Annotated in this window: 19 protein-coding genes; 16 read left to right on the plus strand and 3 right to left on the minus strand. The window is 72.3% G+C overall.

The annotated features are described in order from the left end of the window. Positions 1-28 precede the first annotated feature (28 nt). On the minus strand, positions 29-604 hold the full coding sequence (locus AB9M23_RS07620) for a hypothetical protein (protein WP_372423921.1): 576 nt from the start codon (positions 602-604) through the stop codon (positions 29-31). Between the two features lie 134 nt (positions 605-738). On the opposite strand from AB9M23_RS07620, the gene AB9M23_RS07625 reads away from it, so the two are divergent. The 5 genes from AB9M23_RS07625 (at position 739) to AB9M23_RS07645 (ending at position 5626) form a co-directional block, all read left to right on the plus strand. After that, a complete protein-coding gene (locus AB9M23_RS07625) occupies positions 739-1341 on the plus strand; it encodes a RecX family transcriptional regulator (RefSeq protein WP_372423922.1) in 603 nt (200 codons plus the stop codon). 94 nt (positions 1342-1435) lie between these two features. Beyond that, positions 1436-2719 carry a glycosyltransferase family 4 protein gene (locus AB9M23_RS07630; protein WP_372423923.1) on the plus strand — a complete coding sequence of 428 codons (1284 nt, stop codon included), beginning with the start codon at positions 1436-1438 and terminating at the stop codon, positions 2717-2719. A gap of 55 nt (positions 2720-2774) precedes the next feature. After that, positions 2775-3611 (plus strand): universal stress protein, encoded by an 837-nt coding sequence (locus AB9M23_RS07635; RefSeq protein ID WP_372423924.1) that lies wholly within the window; start codon positions 2775-2777, stop codon positions 3609-3611. 59 nt (positions 3612-3670) lie between these two features. Further along, positions 3671-4678: an N-acetyltransferase DgcN gene (gene dgcN / locus AB9M23_RS07640; RefSeq protein WP_372423925.1), complete on the plus strand. Its 1008-nt coding sequence runs from the start codon at positions 3671-3673 to the stop codon at positions 4676-4678. Between the two features lie 177 nt (positions 4679-4855). After that, positions 4856-5626 (plus strand): EAL domain-containing protein, encoded by a 771-nt coding sequence (locus AB9M23_RS07645; RefSeq protein ID WP_372424216.1) that lies wholly within the window; start codon positions 4856-4858, stop codon positions 5624-5626. Between the two features lie 15 nt (positions 5627-5641). On the opposite strand, the gene AB9M23_RS07650 is transcribed toward AB9M23_RS07645, so the two are convergent. Together AB9M23_RS07650 and AB9M23_RS07655 are read right to left on the minus strand one after the other, a co-directional pair. Further along, entirely contained in the window at positions 5642-6385 is a 744-nt protein-coding gene (locus tag AB9M23_RS07650) for a sulfite exporter TauE/SafE family protein (RefSeq protein WP_372423926.1), read from the minus strand. A gap of 124 nt (positions 6386-6509) precedes the next feature. Further along, entirely contained in the window at positions 6510-6992 is a 483-nt protein-coding gene (locus AB9M23_RS07655; protein WP_372423927.1) for a hypothetical protein, read from the minus strand. A 184-nt stretch (positions 6993-7176) separates the two neighbouring features. On the opposite strand from AB9M23_RS07655, the gene gph reads away from it, so the two are divergent. The 11 genes from gph (at position 7177) to AB9M23_RS07710 (ending at position 15075) form a co-directional block, all read left to right on the plus strand. After that, complete coding sequence (gene gph / locus AB9M23_RS07660) at positions 7177-7854, plus strand: phosphoglycolate phosphatase (protein ID WP_372423928.1); 678 nt, start codon at positions 7177-7179, stop codon at positions 7852-7854. Positions 7855-7961: 107 nt separating this feature from the next. Further along, positions 7962-8462, plus strand: coding sequence for a universal stress protein (locus AB9M23_RS07665; RefSeq protein WP_372423929.1), 501 nt, complete (start codon positions 7962-7964; stop codon positions 8460-8462). A 456-nt stretch (positions 8463-8918) separates the two neighbouring features. Next, complete coding sequence (locus tag AB9M23_RS07670; protein ID WP_372423930.1) at positions 8919-9089, plus strand: hypothetical protein; 171 nt, start codon at positions 8919-8921, stop codon at positions 9087-9089. Between the two features lie 7 nt (positions 9090-9096). Then, entirely contained in the window at positions 9097-9837 is a 741-nt protein-coding gene (aztA, locus tag AB9M23_RS07675) for a zinc ABC transporter ATP-binding protein AztA (protein WP_372423931.1), read from the plus strand. A 16-nt stretch (positions 9838-9853) separates the two neighbouring features. Then, entirely contained in the window at positions 9854-10723 is an 870-nt protein-coding gene (locus tag AB9M23_RS07680) for a metal ABC transporter permease (RefSeq protein WP_372424217.1), read from the plus strand. 192 nt (positions 10724-10915) lie between these two features. Beyond that, positions 10916-12019 (plus strand): metal ABC transporter substrate-binding protein, encoded by a 1104-nt coding sequence (locus tag AB9M23_RS07685; protein ID WP_372423932.1) that lies wholly within the window; start codon positions 10916-10918, stop codon positions 12017-12019. A 79-nt stretch (positions 12020-12098) separates the two neighbouring features. Continuing rightward, positions 12099-13064: a CobW family GTP-binding protein gene (locus tag AB9M23_RS07690; protein ID WP_372423933.1), complete on the plus strand. Its 966-nt coding sequence runs from the start codon at positions 12099-12101 to the stop codon at positions 13062-13064. Between the two features lie 88 nt (positions 13065-13152). Then, the gene (locus AB9M23_RS07695; protein ID WP_372423934.1) at positions 13153-13713 is read left to right on the plus strand and encodes a NifU family protein; all 561 of its coding nucleotides are present in this window, start codon (positions 13153-13155) and stop codon (positions 13711-13713) included. 74 nt (positions 13714-13787) lie between these two features. Further along, positions 13788-14042 carry a type II toxin-antitoxin system HicA family toxin gene (locus AB9M23_RS07700; RefSeq protein WP_372423935.1) on the plus strand — a complete coding sequence of 85 codons (255 nt, stop codon included), beginning with the start codon at positions 13788-13790 and terminating at the stop codon, positions 14040-14042. Further along, positions 14039-14380: a type II toxin-antitoxin system HicB family antitoxin gene (locus tag AB9M23_RS07705; RefSeq protein WP_372423936.1), complete on the plus strand. Its 342-nt coding sequence runs from the start codon at positions 14039-14041 to the stop codon at positions 14378-14380. The genes AB9M23_RS07700 and AB9M23_RS07705 overlap by 4 nt, the downstream gene beginning before the upstream one ends. Before the next feature lie 86 nt (positions 14381-14466). Continuing rightward, positions 14467-15075: a malonic semialdehyde reductase gene (locus AB9M23_RS07710; RefSeq protein WP_372423937.1), complete on the plus strand. Its 609-nt coding sequence runs from the start codon at positions 14467-14469 to the stop codon at positions 15073-15075. Positions 15076-15099 lie beyond the last annotated feature (24 nt).

Raw genomic sequence — 15099 nt, forward strand, 5'->3', positions numbered from 1 at the left:
TTCTGCAGGAGCACGGGAGCCGGCTAATCTACTCGTAGAGCTCGAAGCAGAAGTCGGGCGCGATCGAGGGATCGTAGGGTCCCGAGAGCCGCTCTGCGGCGAGGCGGCGCATCTGCGACTCCGCCCCGGCGGAAACGGCGTCGCCGAGGATGCGCTGCAGGAGGTCCGTCATGCTCGAACGATCCGCCATGCGCAGGCCGCCGATCATGCCTCCGAGCGTCGAGCCCAGGAGGCTGACCGACGTGTCGCCCTCCGCGGACGCCGCGAGCAGTGCGCGAACGCGGATCGCCTCGAGCGATCCCTCCGTCCGCTCGACGTAGGCGACGTAGGCGTCGTCGAGCTGACGAATGGACCACAGCTCGAACGAGGCGGTCGCGTATCCGATGATGATCTGCCGAAACTGGCTGGGCAGGCCATCGAATCCCATCTTCGCCGCCGTGCGGACCTCGCAGTAGGCCCGCTGGTCCGCGACGATCCGGTCGAGGTCCGTGTGCTGCGTGGCCGCAGCGGGCGGCACGGATACGAGAATGGCGAGAGCCGCGCCGAGGACGGCGGCGGCGCACCGGTTCCCGGGCGGGCTGCACTGGGCGGTCGCGGTTCTCATGCCCCATGTTCCCCATGTTGCCGATGACGACTCCCGTCACGCCTCCACACAGGATAGCATCGCCACCGTCTCGGGTCGACTCGCACGCCCGCTCAGGAGCCTCGCTCGCGGCTCTTGCACGTGGCCCGCCGCCAATGGCACTCGTGACGGGGTCCGAGATCTCCGACCGAGAGGCCGCCCTGCCGACCGATCCCCCCACCCGCAAGCCCCCGCGTCCCGTCACCCCCGCCGTGCTCGACCGCATGGCGCTCGCCTATCTCGAGCGCTGGGCGTCGTCGGCGGAGAACCTGCGGCGGGTGCTCGCGCGCAAGGTCGAGCGGCGCTGCCGGCTGCGGGGGGAGGCGCCGGAGGCGGCGCTCGGCCTCGTGGAGGAGGCGGTGGCGCGGGCCGTGCGGGCGGGGCTCGTCGACGACGGGGCCTATGCCGAGGCGCGGGTCGCGAGCCTCCGGCGCCGCGGCGGCTCGCGGCGGGCGATCGCCGCGCGGCTCTCCGCCAAGGGCGTCGCGGGGGAGGCGATCGACGAGGCGCTCGCCCGCCACGCCGACGCCCGCACCGAGGACGATCCCGACGCCGATCCGGAGCTCGATGCCGCGACCGCGCTGGCGCGGCGGCGCCGCCTCGGGCCGTTCCGCACGACGGGCCGCGCGGAGAACCGCGAGCGCGACCTCGCCCGGCTGGCGCGGGCGGGCTTCTCGTACGGAGTCGCCCGGGCGGTCGTCGACGGCGAGGCGCCGTGACGGCGCGCCGGATGGCGCGCTCGAAACGCAATCTTCAACGCTCCGTGCGAGCGTCCCACCCCTGCCCGCGTCCCACGCCCGCAAGGCCGGTCCCATGCCCCGCCCGATCGTCGTCGTCGCCGACCATCTCGCCGTCAACGGCGGCTCCGCGCGCGTCGCGGTGGAGAGCGCGCTCGGCCTCGCGGCGACGGGGCGTCGCGTGCTGTGCGTCGGCGGGGCGGGAGCGCCCGATCCGCGGCTCGCCGAGGCCGGCATCCCCGTGCGCATCGTCGCGCCGAACCCGCCTCCCGGCGGTCGCGCCGCGGCGCTCGCGCGGGTGATCTGGAACGGGGAGGCCGGCCGCGCCGTCGCCGAGACGCTGGCGCAGGCGGGACCCGGCGCGATCGCCCACGTGCATTCCTGGGGCCAGGAGATGTCGGGCGCCGCCTTCGCCGCCATCCGCGCCGCCGGGGCGCCGGGCGTCGTGACGCTGCACGACTTCCTGTCGGTGTGCCCCAACGGCACGTTCTTCGACTTCGGCGAGGCGGCGATCTGCACCCGTGCGCCGCTGTCGGGCGCCTGCCTCGCCCGCGCCTGCGACGCCAAGCCCTGGCCGTTCAAGCTGATGCGCGTCGCCCGCCACGCGGCGACCGCGCGGCTCGGGCGCCCGTTCGAGGCCTGCCCGGACGCGATCGTGCTCAGCGCGCTCCATCGCGAGGTGATCGCCCCGCACCTGCCCGCCGGCGTGCGGCTGCACCGGGTGGCGAACCCCGTGGACGTCGACGGCTGCGACGGCGATCGCGCTCCCCGCGCGGCCGACGCGCCGTTCCTGTTCGTGGGCCGGCTCACGCCGGAAAAGGGCGCCGCGCTCTTCGCCCGCGCCGCAGCGACGGCGGGCGTGCCGGCCACCTTCGTCGGCGACGGCCCGGAGGCGGACGCCATCCGCGCGGAGTACCCGGCCGCGCGGCTCCTGGGCTGGCAGCCGCCCGCACGGGTCGCCGCGCTGATGCGCGAGGCCCGCGCGCTCGTCTTCCCCTCGCTGTGGTACGAGACGCAAGGCCTCGTCGCGCTCGAGGCGCAGGCCGCGGGAACGCCGGTCGTCGTCTCCGACGCCTGCGCCGCACGCGAGTTCGTGCACGACGGCGAGACGGGCCTGCACGTGCCCTCCGGCGACGTCCAGGCGCTCGCCGCGCGTCTCGTGCGGCTCGCGACCGATCCGGACCTCGCCGAGCGCATGGGACGCGCGGCACAGGCGGCCTTCCGCGCCGATCCACCGAGCCGAGCCGCGCACGTCGCCGCGCTCGAGGCGGTCTACGAGCGCGCGGCCGCCACGCAGGCCGGCGCACGCCCGCGCAGGCCGGGCACGCGCGAAAGGGCGGTTGCGGCGAAGGCCGGTTGAGGCGAAGAATGACCCGGAATGCGGGCCGCGGCGGCCCGCGACCGGGGGCCCCGCCATGAAGACCGTGCTCGTACCCACCGCACCGCACGAGCTGATGGACCCGACGCTGCAGACCGCGATCGCGCTGGCCCGGCGCTTCGGCAGCTACGTCGAGGGCTTCTCGCTGCGCCCGCCGCTCGCCGAGATCGTCTCCGTCGACATGGTCATGGGCCTCACCTGGGCCGCCGACGAGCGGGCCGACGAGGAGGCGGAGGTCCAGGCGCGCGAGACGTTCCAGAGCTTCATGGACGCCGCCGGCCTCGCCCGCGACGCGGGGCAGGGCGAGGGTCCGCGCTGGCGCTGGCACGCGGACGCGCCGGCGGGCGACGAGTTCGTCGGCGCCTGGGCGCGCATCTTCGACGTCACCGTCGTCGGTCGCCCGACCCAGAGCGCGACCGGCCCGCGCATGGCGACGCTCGAGGCCGTGCTGTTCGAGGGCGGCCGGCCGGCGCTGATCGCGCCGCCGCGCGCGCGCGACACGATCGGCGAGACCATCGTCGTCGCCTGGAACGGCTCGACCGAGACCGCCCACGTCGTCGGCATGGGCATGGGGCTGCTCGCCCGGGCCAAGCGCGTCCACGTGCTCACCGTGGAGAGCGGCATGGTGCCCGGCCCCTCCGGCGAGGCGCTGGCCCGCGCGCTCCAGCGCCACGGCCTGCCCGTGGAGCAGGTGCACATCGGGCCCGAGAAGCGCAATGCCGGCGAGGCGATCCTCGACTACGCCGAGAGCGTGGGCTGCGATCTCCTGTTCAAGGGTGCCTACACGCAGAGCCGAATTCGTCAGATGATCTTCGGCGGCGCGACGAGTCATATCCTCGCCAACGCGACCATTCCCGTCTTCATGGCGCATTGACCGGAGCGAACCGCCGCTTCGGCCGAGACCTCGAGAACCACCCGCGAGAAGGACCCCCGATGGAGATCGCCCGCCCCTACCTCCTGTTCCTCGGCGACGCGCGCGACGCGCTCGCGGCCAAGACCGGCCTCGGCATCGTCGACTGGCGCCGCGACTGGGTCGTGGGCCAATTGCGGCTCCCCGGCTGCAACGCCGATGCGAAGCTGCCGGACATGACCATCGCGGAGGGCGCCGCGGCGGGCGCGAGGACGCTCGTCGTCGGCGTCGTCAACGCCGGCGGCGTCCTGCCCGACCATTGGGTCGACGAGATCGTCGCGGCGCTCGACGCCGGCATGGACGTCGCCGCGGGCCTGCACACGAGGCTCGGCTCCGTCCCCGCCATCGCCGAGGCGGCCGCGCGCAACGGCCGCAAGCTCTTCGACGTGCGCCACTCGAGCGAGCGCTTCGCCACGGGCAAGGGCGACAAGCGCGCAGGGATGCGCCTGCTCACGGTCGGCACCGACTGTTCCGTCGGCAAGAAGTACACCGCGCTCGCGCTCGAGAGCGGCATGCGCGCGGCCGGCTTCGACGCGGACTTCAAGGCCACCGGCCAGACCGGTGTCTTCATCTCCGGCCGCGGCGTCGCCATCGACGCGGTGGTGGCGGACTTCATCTCCGGCGCGGTGGAGTGGATCTCCCCGGCCGCGGCGCCCGACCACTGGGACCTGATCGAAGGTCAGGGCTCGCTGTTCCATCCCTCCTTCGCCGGCGTCTCGCTCGGCCTCCTGCACGGCGCGCAGCCCGACGCGTTCGTCGTCTGCCACGAGCCGACGCGCACCACGATGCGCGGGGTGAACACGCCCTTGCCGACGATCGGCGACGTCATCCACATGACGCTCTCGCTCGGCCGCCTGACCAACCCGGCGATCCGCTGCGTCGGCATCGCGGTCAACACAGAGAAGCTCACCGAGGACGCGGCGCGCGCGGAGCTCGACCGCCTCGCGCGCACCCATGCGCTGCCGGCCACCGACCCGGTGCGCTTCGGCGTGGAGCCGATCGTGGCCGAAGTGGCGACGCGCTTCCGCTGAGGGGGCGCGCGGCGGATCGCACCCGGGTTCGGGGCGTGGGGACGAAAGCACGCTTGCAGCTTTGCAGGCGCGCGCGGTCCCCGACTTAAGGAGTCGGCAACCTTCTCGGCCGAGGTTCTTTCGACAACGTGCCGCGAGAGCCGACGTCCGTTCGGCCGAGGAGCCCCCGTGTCCCAGATGCCGCTGCCCGAGCCGGAGACGCTCGCGCGGGACGGCTGCGCCGCCTGCGCGGCGTCGCCGGCCCGCGACTTCGCCATCACCATGGCCTTCCAGCCCATCGTCGACGTCGCCACCGGCCGCCCCTTCGCCTACGAGGCGCTGGTGCGCGGCCTCGACGGCTCCGGCGCCGGCGCGGTCATCGCCGGCGTCGGGCGCGACGCGATCTACGCCTTCGACCAGGCCTGCCGGGTGAAGGCGATCACGCTCGCCGCCGAGCTCGGCCTCGCCGACACCGGCGCGCTCCTGTCGATCAACTTCCTGCCCAATGCCGTCTACGAGCCGCGCGCCTGCATCCGGCGCACGCTCGTCGCCGCGCGTCGCCACGACTTCCCCCTCGATCGGCTGATGTTCGAGCTGAGCGAGGCCGAGCGGCTCGCCGACGACGACCACCTCGCCCGGATCGTGCGCGAGTACCGCTCGATGGGCTTCACCACGGCGATCGACGATTTCGGCGCCGGCCATTCCGGGTTGGCGCTGCTCGCGCGCTTCCGGCCGGACCTGGTCAAGCTCGACATGCAGCTCGTGCGCGACATCGACGGCGATCCGGCCCGGCGCGCCATCGTGCGCGGCGTCGTCTCGATGATGCGCGAGCTCGGCGTGCGCGTCGTCGCCGAAGGGATCGAGACCCGCGCCGAGAGCGAGGCGTTGGCCACGCTCGGCGTGACGCTGCAGCAGGGCTACCGTTTCGCGCGGCCCGCGGTCGCGGCGCTCCCGGCGATCGCCGCCTGAGCGGCGCGGGAGCCGCTACAGCCCGAGCCCGGTCTGGAACAGGCGCAGCGCCATCACCGCCAGGATCGCGACGATCAGCCGCTCGAAGGCCCGCCGCGAGAGGCGCCTGGCGAGCGCGTTGCCGAGCGGCATGCCCAGCGCGATCGGCACGAGGGCGAGCACGCCCTCGACGAGCCGCGCGGGCGTGAGCACGCCGGCCACCGCGAGCGCGACCGCCTGCACCAGCGCGAAGGCGAGGAACATCACCGACACGGCGAAGATGAAGGGCCCGCGGGTGAGGCGCATCGCGTGGATGAAGGTCACCGTCACCGGCGCGGAGATCCCCGTCGCGCCCTGCAGCGCCCCGCCGACGAGCCCCGCGACGGGGGCGATCCGCAGCCCCGCCCGCGCAGAGAGCGTCACGCTCGGCTTGAGCAGGATGGTCGCGATGTACAGCGTCACGATGCTCGCGAGCGTCAGCGAGAGAACGTCGACGGGCAGCGTGGTGAGCGCCCAGGTGCCGAGCACGATTCCCACGAGGCCCGAGACGACGAGCGGCGCGAGGAACGGCGCATCGGGCCGCTCGGCGCGGTACTGCCTGATCTGCCAGGCGTTGGTGACGATCAGCGGCACCATGATCACGGCGAGCGCGTGCGGCACCCCGAGGAAGGCGGCGAGCACCGGGATCGAGACGATCGGCAGGCCGAGCCCGATGGCGCCCTTGACGACGCCGCCGAGGCCGAGCGCGAGGAAGACGACGAGGAAGAACTCGAGGCTCACTTTCGGACCGCTCCCGTGAGCCTCTCCTCTAGGCGCACGGCGGCGGCGCCGGAAGGCGCACCCGCGCGCATCCGCCCTTCGCCCCGTGCACGGCGGGGGCCGACGTCGAGGTCCGGCGAAACGATCAGCGCGTGGTGCCGGTCGTGTCCGGCGTGCCGGCGCCCTCGGCGGCGGCGACGGGGGAGACCGTCTCCGGCGGCGTGCACACGACCTTCTCCTCGAAGACGTAGCACACGCTCATTTCGCCGGTGCGGTAGTCGACCCGGAAGACGCCGCCCTCGCGCTCGTGGTTGGAGGCGACGAGGCCGTACTCGCCGGGCTCCTGCGCCTCGGCCCCCTCGCCGGGACCGAAGCACAGCGTCACGCCCACGGTGCCCTCCTTGAGCGCGTACTGGCACGAGGAGACCGCGCCGGTGACCCGGTCGATGCGGTAGAGGCGGTTGAGGTCCGTCTGCGGCGCCGGCATGAACTCGAACGCGCCGCCGGCCAGGGCCCGCGGGCTCGCGAGCAGCCCGACGGCGAGAACCGCCGCGGCGAGCGCGACCGTGGACGCGGCGCGCCACGCTGCGAAACGAGCCTCGTGCGTCGCGGTGGTGGTCGTCGTCATGGTTCGCGTCTCCCGGTGCCCGCCGGGCGCGCGCATCCCGTGCCGCGTCGCGCCCCGGCGGGGAGAATCGCGCCGGCATGGTTAGCGGTCGGTTAACGCGCCGGCGCTTAGGCTCTATGACCGAGCCTCGCATGGCTCACCCATGGCAGACCCACGGCAGACCCACGGCAGACCGGAGCGAATCATGCCCGCGCGTCCCCTCGTCGTCTTCGACCTCGACGGCACCCTCGCCGACACGGCGCCCGATCTGATCGCCATCCTCAACGGGCTGCTGGCCGAGGACGGCCTTCCCGGCATGCCGGTCGAGCAGGCGGGCTCGCTGATCGGCGCCGGCGCGCGGGCGCTGATCTCGCGGGGCTTCGCCGGCGCCGGCCGCGAGCTCGCGCCCGAGCGGCTGGAGGCGCTGTTCGAGCGCTTCCTCGCCCGCTACGCGGACGCGGTCTGCGTCGAGACCCGGCTCTATCCCGGCGTCGAGGCGACGCTCGACCGGCTGGAGGCGGAGGGCTACGCCTTCGCGGTGTGCACCAACAAGCCCGAGCGGCACTCGCTCCTGCTGATGGACGCGCTCGGCATCGCGCCGCGCTTCGCGGCGATCTGCGGCCGCGACACGTTCGCCTTCTGCAAGCCGGACCCGCGCCACCTCGAGCACACGATCGCCCGCGCCGGGGGCGTGCGCGATCGCGCGATCATGATCGGCGATTCGCTCACCGACATCGCCACCGCCAAGGCCGCGGGCGTGCCGGTGATCGCGGTCCCGTTCGGCTACACGGACGTGCCGGTCGCCGAGCTCGATCCCGATGTGGTGGTCGAGCATTTCGACGCGATGGCCGAGGCGATCCTGCGGCTCCTGCCGCCGCGCTGAAGGCGCGCGCTCCGCCCGCTTGCGTCGGGGCGCGCGGGGAGGCAGCATCGCCCGGCCGGCCTCTCGGCGGAGGGGGCCCGCGTGGGGACCGGTTGCGGAGGCGAGCCATGGCCATCTCGAGACGTCGCTCCTACGAGCAGGGCCATCGCCCGAAATTCCTCGTCTTCGTCGACGACACGCCCGAATGCGCCCGTGCGGTGCGCTTCGCCGCCCGCCGCGTGGCGCGGCTGGGCGCCAAGCTCGTGATGCTCGCCGTCTCCGCCCCGCCGGAGAGCTTCGAGTGGCTCGGCGTCGGCGACGTCATGCGCGCGGAAGCCGAGGACGCCGCCAACGAGCAGCTCGACAGGGCAGCCGAGCGCGCCCGCGAGGCTGCGGGCGTCGAGCCCGAGCGGGTGGTCCGCGTCGGCAAGAAGCAGGACGAGATCCTGAAGCTCGTCGAGGAGGACGAGGACATCGCCTTCCTGGTGCTCGCCGCCGGCACATCGAACGAAGGACCGGGCCCGCTCGTCACCAGCTTCGCCGGCGTGGCGGCCAGCACCTTCCCGCTGCCGGTCGTGATCGTGCCCGGCAGCCTGAGCGACGAGGAGATCGACGCGCTGGCGGGATGACGCGCCGCACGCACCGCGGCGCGCACGCCCTCGGCCCGGCCCCTCTCCCGTCCGGGCTGGTCGATTCACGCATCTCCTGCGCCTGTCCTGGCCGCCGACGACCCCTGTCCTTCCCTGTAGGGGAAGGTGGATCGGCGCCGAAGGCGACGAGACGGATGGGGCGCGCGGGACGCGCGTTCGGCGAAGCCGAAATGCTACGCTGGGGCCGGACACCTCGACTTCCGCTTCGCGGAACGCGTCGCTCGCGCGCCGCGCCCCATCCGTCACCGCGCTTCGCGCTGCGCCACCTTCCCCTACAGGGAAGGAGAACGCCACGACCACGCGTCGCCGGACCGGTGCTTCGCCGCGACATGCCGCAGACGTGTGCATCGACTGGCCCGTCCGGGAGAGGGGCTCTCGCGCGTCCGTCGTCGTGCCCCTTCCCATCCCGCGCGAAACGTTATAGTAGAACACCCCATGAGCGGCCCTCGGCACCATCACCACCCGCACGACCACGCCCCGCGCGCCCGCGCGGCCGCGCCGACCCTGTCGCTGCTGCGGCTGTCCGCCGGGCAGCGGCTCGCCGGCGTGGGGGTCGTGCTCGTCGTCCTGTGGGCGGCGATCCTCTCCGTCGTCGGCTGGGCGTGAGGGCGGCATGGGCGCGACCGCGATCCGCTTCGAGAACGTGACCCTCGGCTACGGCCGGCACCCCGCCGTGCATCACCTCGAGGGGGAGATCGCGCCGGGCAGCCTCACGGCGATCGTCGGCCCCAACGGCGCCGGCAAGTCGACGCTGCTCAAGGGCGTCGTCGGGGCGCTGAAGCCGCTGCAGGGGCGCATCACGCTGTCGACCGGCGCGCGCACGCGCATCGCCTACCTGCCGCAGGCCTCCGAGCTCGACCGGACCTTCCCGATCGGCGTCTACGACCTCGTCGCCATGGGGCTGTGGGGATCGCGCGGGCTGTTCGGCGGCATCGGTCGCGCCGAGCGGCCGCGGATCGAGGCGGCGATCGCCGCGGTCGGCCTGTCCGGCTTCGAGAGCCGCGCCATCGGCACCCTGTCGGGCGGGCAGATGCAGCGCGCTCTGTTCGCGCGGCTCCTGCTCCAGGACGCGCCGCTCATCCTCCTCGACGAGCCCTTCACCGCCATCGACGCCAAGACGACGGCGGACCTGCTCGGCCTCGTGCGCCGCTGGCACGACGAGGACCGCACGGTCGTCACGGTGCTGCACGACATCGAGATGGTCCGCGGCACCTTCCCGCGCACGATGCTGATCGCCCGCGAGCTCGTCGCCCACGGCGAGACCGACGCCGTGCTCGGGCCGGAGAACCTGCTTCTCGCACGGCGCATGGTCGAGGCCGCGAACGACCGCGCGCCCGTCTGCGCGCAGGCGTGAGCGCACGATGCCCGCGATGATCTACGAGGCGCTCCTCGCCCCCTTTGTCGAGTTCGAGTTCATGCGCCGCGCCCTCGTCGGCGCGCTGGCGCTGGCGCTGGCGGCGGGGCCGATCGGCGTGTTCCTGATGCTGCGGCGGATGTCGCTGACGGGCGACGCGATGGCGCACGCGATCCTGCCGGGCGCGGCGATCGGCTTCCTCGTGTCGGGCCTGTGGCTGCCGGCGCTGACGCTCGGCGGCTTCGTCGCCGGCGTCGCGGTGGCGCTGGCGTCGGGCCTCGTCACGCGCTTGACCCGGCTCGGCGAGGACGCCTCGCTCGCGGCCTTCTACCTGCTGTCGCTGGCGCTCGGCGTGACGATCGTCTCCATGCGCGGCTCCAACGTCGACCTGATGCACGTGCTCTTCGGCACGGTGCTCGCCCTCGACGACGGGGCGCTGCTCCTGATCGGCGCCATCGCCACCGTGACGCTGGGCGCGCTCGCGCTGATGTACCGGCCGCTCGTGCTCGAATGCGTCGACCCGGTCTTCCTCGGCTCGGTGAGCCGGGCGGGCGGTGTGGTCCACCTCGCCTTCCTGGTGCTCGTCGTGGCGAACCTCGTCGGCGGCTTCCAGGCGCTGGGCACGCTCCTCGCGGTCGGCCTGATGATGCTGCCGGCGGCGAGCGCGCGCTTCTGGGCGCGAGACGTCACCGGCATGATCGCGATCGCGACGGGGACGGGGATGCTGTCGGGGGCGGCGGGGCTGCTGCTCTCCTACCATTGGGAGCTGCCGGCGGGGCCGGCGATCATCCTGGTGGCCGGGGGCGCCTACCTCGTTTCCCTCCTCGTCGGCCCGGAGCGCGGCTTGCTGCGTCTCGCCTTCCCGGGTCGGCACCTGGAGGCGTGAGGCCGGCCCGGTTCCTCCCCGCAGGGGAGGACGACGGCCGAAGGCCGGAGGGTGGGGAGGGCGGCGAGCCGGCCCGATCATCCGGCGAACGGCCCCACCGCCCGCGCGTGCCGCGCGGACTCCTCCATCCGGGGAGGAACGGGGTTGCGGACGGAATCGATGGTGTTCGAAACGCTGGAAGAGGGATCGATCATGACCACGAGACGTAATGTTCTAACGTTTCTCGCCGGGGCCGCCACGGCGCTCGCACTGGCGACGCCGGCCCTCGCGCAGGAGCGGCTGCCCGTGGTGGCCACCTTTTCGATCCTGGGCGATCTCGTGGCGCAGGTGGGCGGCGAGCGCATCGCGCTCACCACGCTCGTCGGGCCGGATGGGGACGGGCACGTCTACTCCCCCACGCCCGCGGACGCGCGCCGGGTGGCGCAGGCCGAGGTGGTCTTCGTGAACGGGCTCGAGTTCGAGGGGTGGATCGACCGGTTGATCGCCTCCTCCGGCACCAAGGCCAGGATCGCGGTCGCGAGCGAGGGCATCGCGCTGCTCGAGACGGCGGAAGCGCACGATCACGACACCGACGATCACGGTCACGAACACGACCACGCGCACGACGACCACGCGCACGGCCACGATCATGCCGAGGACGATCACGGCCACGACCATGCCCGCGACCATGACCACGACCACGACCATGACCACGACCATGATCACGACCATGATCACGGTCATGATCACGCCGAGGCCGAGCACGCCCACGCCGACCACGCGCACGGCTTCTACGATCCCCACGCCTGGCAGGACGTCGAGAACGTCATCGTCTACGTGGGCAACATCCGCGATGCGCTGATCGCGGCCGATCCGGAGGGCGCGGACGCCTACCGCGCGAACGCGCAGGCCTACACGACCGAGATCGAGGCGCTGCACGCGGAGATCAGGGCCGCCGTCGCCGCCATCCCCGAGGACGCGCGCACCGTGGTGACGAGCCACGACGCCTTCGGCTACTTCGAGCGCGCCTACGGGCTCGCGTTCGTCGCACCCCAGGGCGTCTCGACCGAATCGGAGGCCTCGGCCCGCGACGTGGCGCTGCTGATCACGCAGATCCGCGAGACCGGCGCCGACGCGGTCTTCGTCGAGAGCATCACCGACGAGCGGCTGATGCGCCGCATCGCGGACGAGACCGGCGCCGCGATCGACGGCACGCTCTATTCGGACGCGCTCTCGGGCCCCGACGGCCCCGCCCCCACTTACATCGAGATGATGCGACACAATATGAGGACCCTGAGCGAGGCGCTCGGCTCCTGAGCCGTGCCGGCCGCGCACGCCGTCATCCCAAGGAGCCCCGGCGCCCGGCGCCGGGGCGGATCGCGAGAGCGAGACACGCATGTCAGACGACAAGATCCCCGTCACCGTCCTCACCGGCTATCTCGGCGCCGGCAAGACGACGCTCCTGAATCGCATCCTCTCGGAGCAGCACGGCAAGCGCTACGCCGTCGTCGTCAACGAGTTCGGCGAGGTGGGCATCGACAACGACCTCGTCGTGGGCGCCGACGAGGAAGTCTTCGAGATGAACAACGGCTGCATCTGCTGCACGGTCCGCGGAGATCTCATCCGCATCATGGACGGGCTGATGAAGCGCAAGGGGCGGTTCGACGCGATCATCGTCGAGACGACCGGGCTCGCCGACCCCGCGCCGGTGGCGCAGACCTTCTTCGTCGACCAGGACGTCTCCGACAACGCCCGCCTCGACGCCATCGTCACCGTCGCGGACGCCAAGTGGCTCGCCGAGCGCCTGGCGGACGCGCCGGAGGCCAAGAACCAGGTCGCCTTCGCCGACGTGATCCTGCTCAACAAGGTCGACCTCGTCTCCGCGGACGAGCTGGCCGAGGTCGAGGGCCGCATCCGCGCGATCAACCCCTACGCCCGTCTCCACCGGACGGAGCGCTGCGCGGTGCCGCTCGACGCGGTGCTGGGGCGCAACGCCTTCGACCTCGAGCGCATCCTCGAGATCGAGCCCGACTTCCTGGAGGAGGGTCACCACCATCACCACGACGAGGACATGCAGTCCGTCTCGGTGACGATCGAGGGCGAGGTCGACCCCGCCAAGTTCATGCCCTGGATCTCCGACTACACGCAGGTCGAGGGGCCGAGCATCCTGCGCTGCAAGGGCATCGTCGCCTTCCCGGACGAGCCGAAGCGCTTCGTCTTCCAGGGCGTGCACATGATCCTCGACGGCGACGTCCAGGGCGACTGGCGCCCCGACGAGCCCCGCCGCTCGCGGGTCGTCTTCATCGGGCGTGGCCTGAAGGCGGACGAGATCCGCGCGGGCTTCCTCGCCTGCGCCGCTTGACCGGGACGGGCGCGCCACCACATCGTGGGGACGGGGCGAGCGCGCATCGCGGGCCCCGTCCCCGTTCCCCGTGACCCCCGAGACCGCCATGTTCATCCAGACCGAAGCCACGCCGAACCCCGCGACGCTCAAGTTCCTGCCCGGCCGGGTCGTGATGGAGCGCGGCACGTTCGACGCGCGCGCCGCCGAGGGCGCGGAGGGCTCGCCGCTCGCGCAGCGCCTGTTCGCGATCCCCGGCGTCGCCGGCGTATTCTTCGGCTACGACTTCGTGACGATCACGAAGGGCGAGGGCGAGTGGCAGCACCTCAAGCCCGCGATCCTCGGCGCGATCATGGAGCACTTCATGTCGGGCCAGCCGATCGTGGCGGACGCGGGCCCGGCCGAGGCGGCGGAGGGCGAGGAGTTCTTCGAGCCGTCCGACGCCGACACGGTGGCGACGATCAAGGACCTGATCGAGACGCGGGTGCGCCCGGCGGTGGCCGGCGACGGCGGCGACATCACCTTCCGCGGCTATCGCGACGGCATCGTCTACCTCGCCATGAAGGGCGCCTGCGCCGGCTGCCCGTCCTCCACGGCCACGCTCAAGCACGGCATCCAGAACCTCCTGCGCCATTTCGTGCCGGAGGTGCAGGAAGTCCAGCAGCTGTGAGGCGCGGGGTGGTTCGCTCGCACGATCGATTGGGGGCATTGCGAGCGTGGGGGTGGAGCTGCTAGTCTGCTTGCATGAACAGCAAGCATCGAAAGACGCTCGATGCGATCTTCACCGATCCGGCACCGACCAGTCTGCCCTGGTCGGCGGTCGAAGCGCTGTTCGTGGCTCTGGGGTGCGAGGTCATCGAGGGAAGCGGCTCCCGCGTTCGTTTTGTGCGCGACGGCGTGGTGGCGACGTTTCACCGACCGCACCCCGCGAAGGAAGCGAAGCGGTATCAAGTCCGTGAAGCTCGAGCATTCCTGATAGACTTGGGAGTTCGGCCATGAGCCTGCTCAGCTACAAGGGTTACAGGGCGACGATCACGTTCGATGCCGATGACGAGATCTTTGTCGGCCGTATCCTCGGCATTCGGGATTTCGTCAGCTTCCACGCCGATAACGTTGCGGAGCTCAAAGCTTCTTTTGAGGAAGCCGTAGACGATTACGTGGCGACTTGCGCGAAGATCGGCAAGTCGCCAGAGAAGTCGTTCTCGGGCAATCTCATGCTCCGCATCGACCCGTCGGTCCACGCGGCCGCGGCTACGGCGGCCGAATCGAGCGGGAAGAGCCTCAACCAGTGGAGTGAGGAAGTCCTGCGCGACGCCGCATCACGCGCGATGACCTGATCGAGACCAGAGGCGGCGCCCCTCGAAACTTGCCACCTCCAGGCCTATGTCCGCCTCGTCCCCACGAACGAGGATCGCGACAGCCGATGATCGAGCCGAGCTCCAGCCGCCCCCTCTCCGACGCCGCCCTCGACCGGCTCTTCCGCGAGGCGCGCACGCACAACGCCTGGCGCGACGAGCCCGTCCCCGAGACGACGCTGCGCGCGCTCGCCGACCTGATGAAGATGGGCCCGACGAGCGCCAATTGCTGCCCGGCGCGGGTCGTCTTCGTCGTCTCGCGCCAGGCCAAGGCGCGGCTCGAGCCGCATCTCTCGGCGGGCAACCGGGCCAAGACCATGGCGGCGCCGGTGACCGCGATCGTCGGCTACGACATGCGATTCTACGAGAAGCTCGATCGGCTCTTCCCGCACGAGCCCGAGGCGCCCTCCTGGTTCAACTCCTCGCAGGAGAAGATCCGCGCGAACGCCACCCGCAACGGCGCGCTGCAGGTGGCCTACCTCATCCTCGCGGCGCGCTCGCTCGGGCTCGATTGCGGGCCGATGACCGGGTTCGACGCGCCCGGCGTGACGAAGGCCTTCTTCGAAGGTACCGCGGTAGAGGCCGACGTGCTCGTCAACCTCGGGCACGGCGATCCCTCGGGGGTGAAGCCGCGGCTCCCGCGTTTTTCGTTCGAGGAATTCTGCGCGATCGCGTAAAGCTCTCGGGACGAACGAACGAGA

It is taken from the genome of Salinarimonas chemoclinalis (assembly GCF_041514305.1).
GTDB classification, from domain to species: domain Bacteria; phylum Pseudomonadota; class Alphaproteobacteria; order Rhizobiales; family Beijerinckiaceae; genus Salinarimonas; species Salinarimonas chemoclinalis.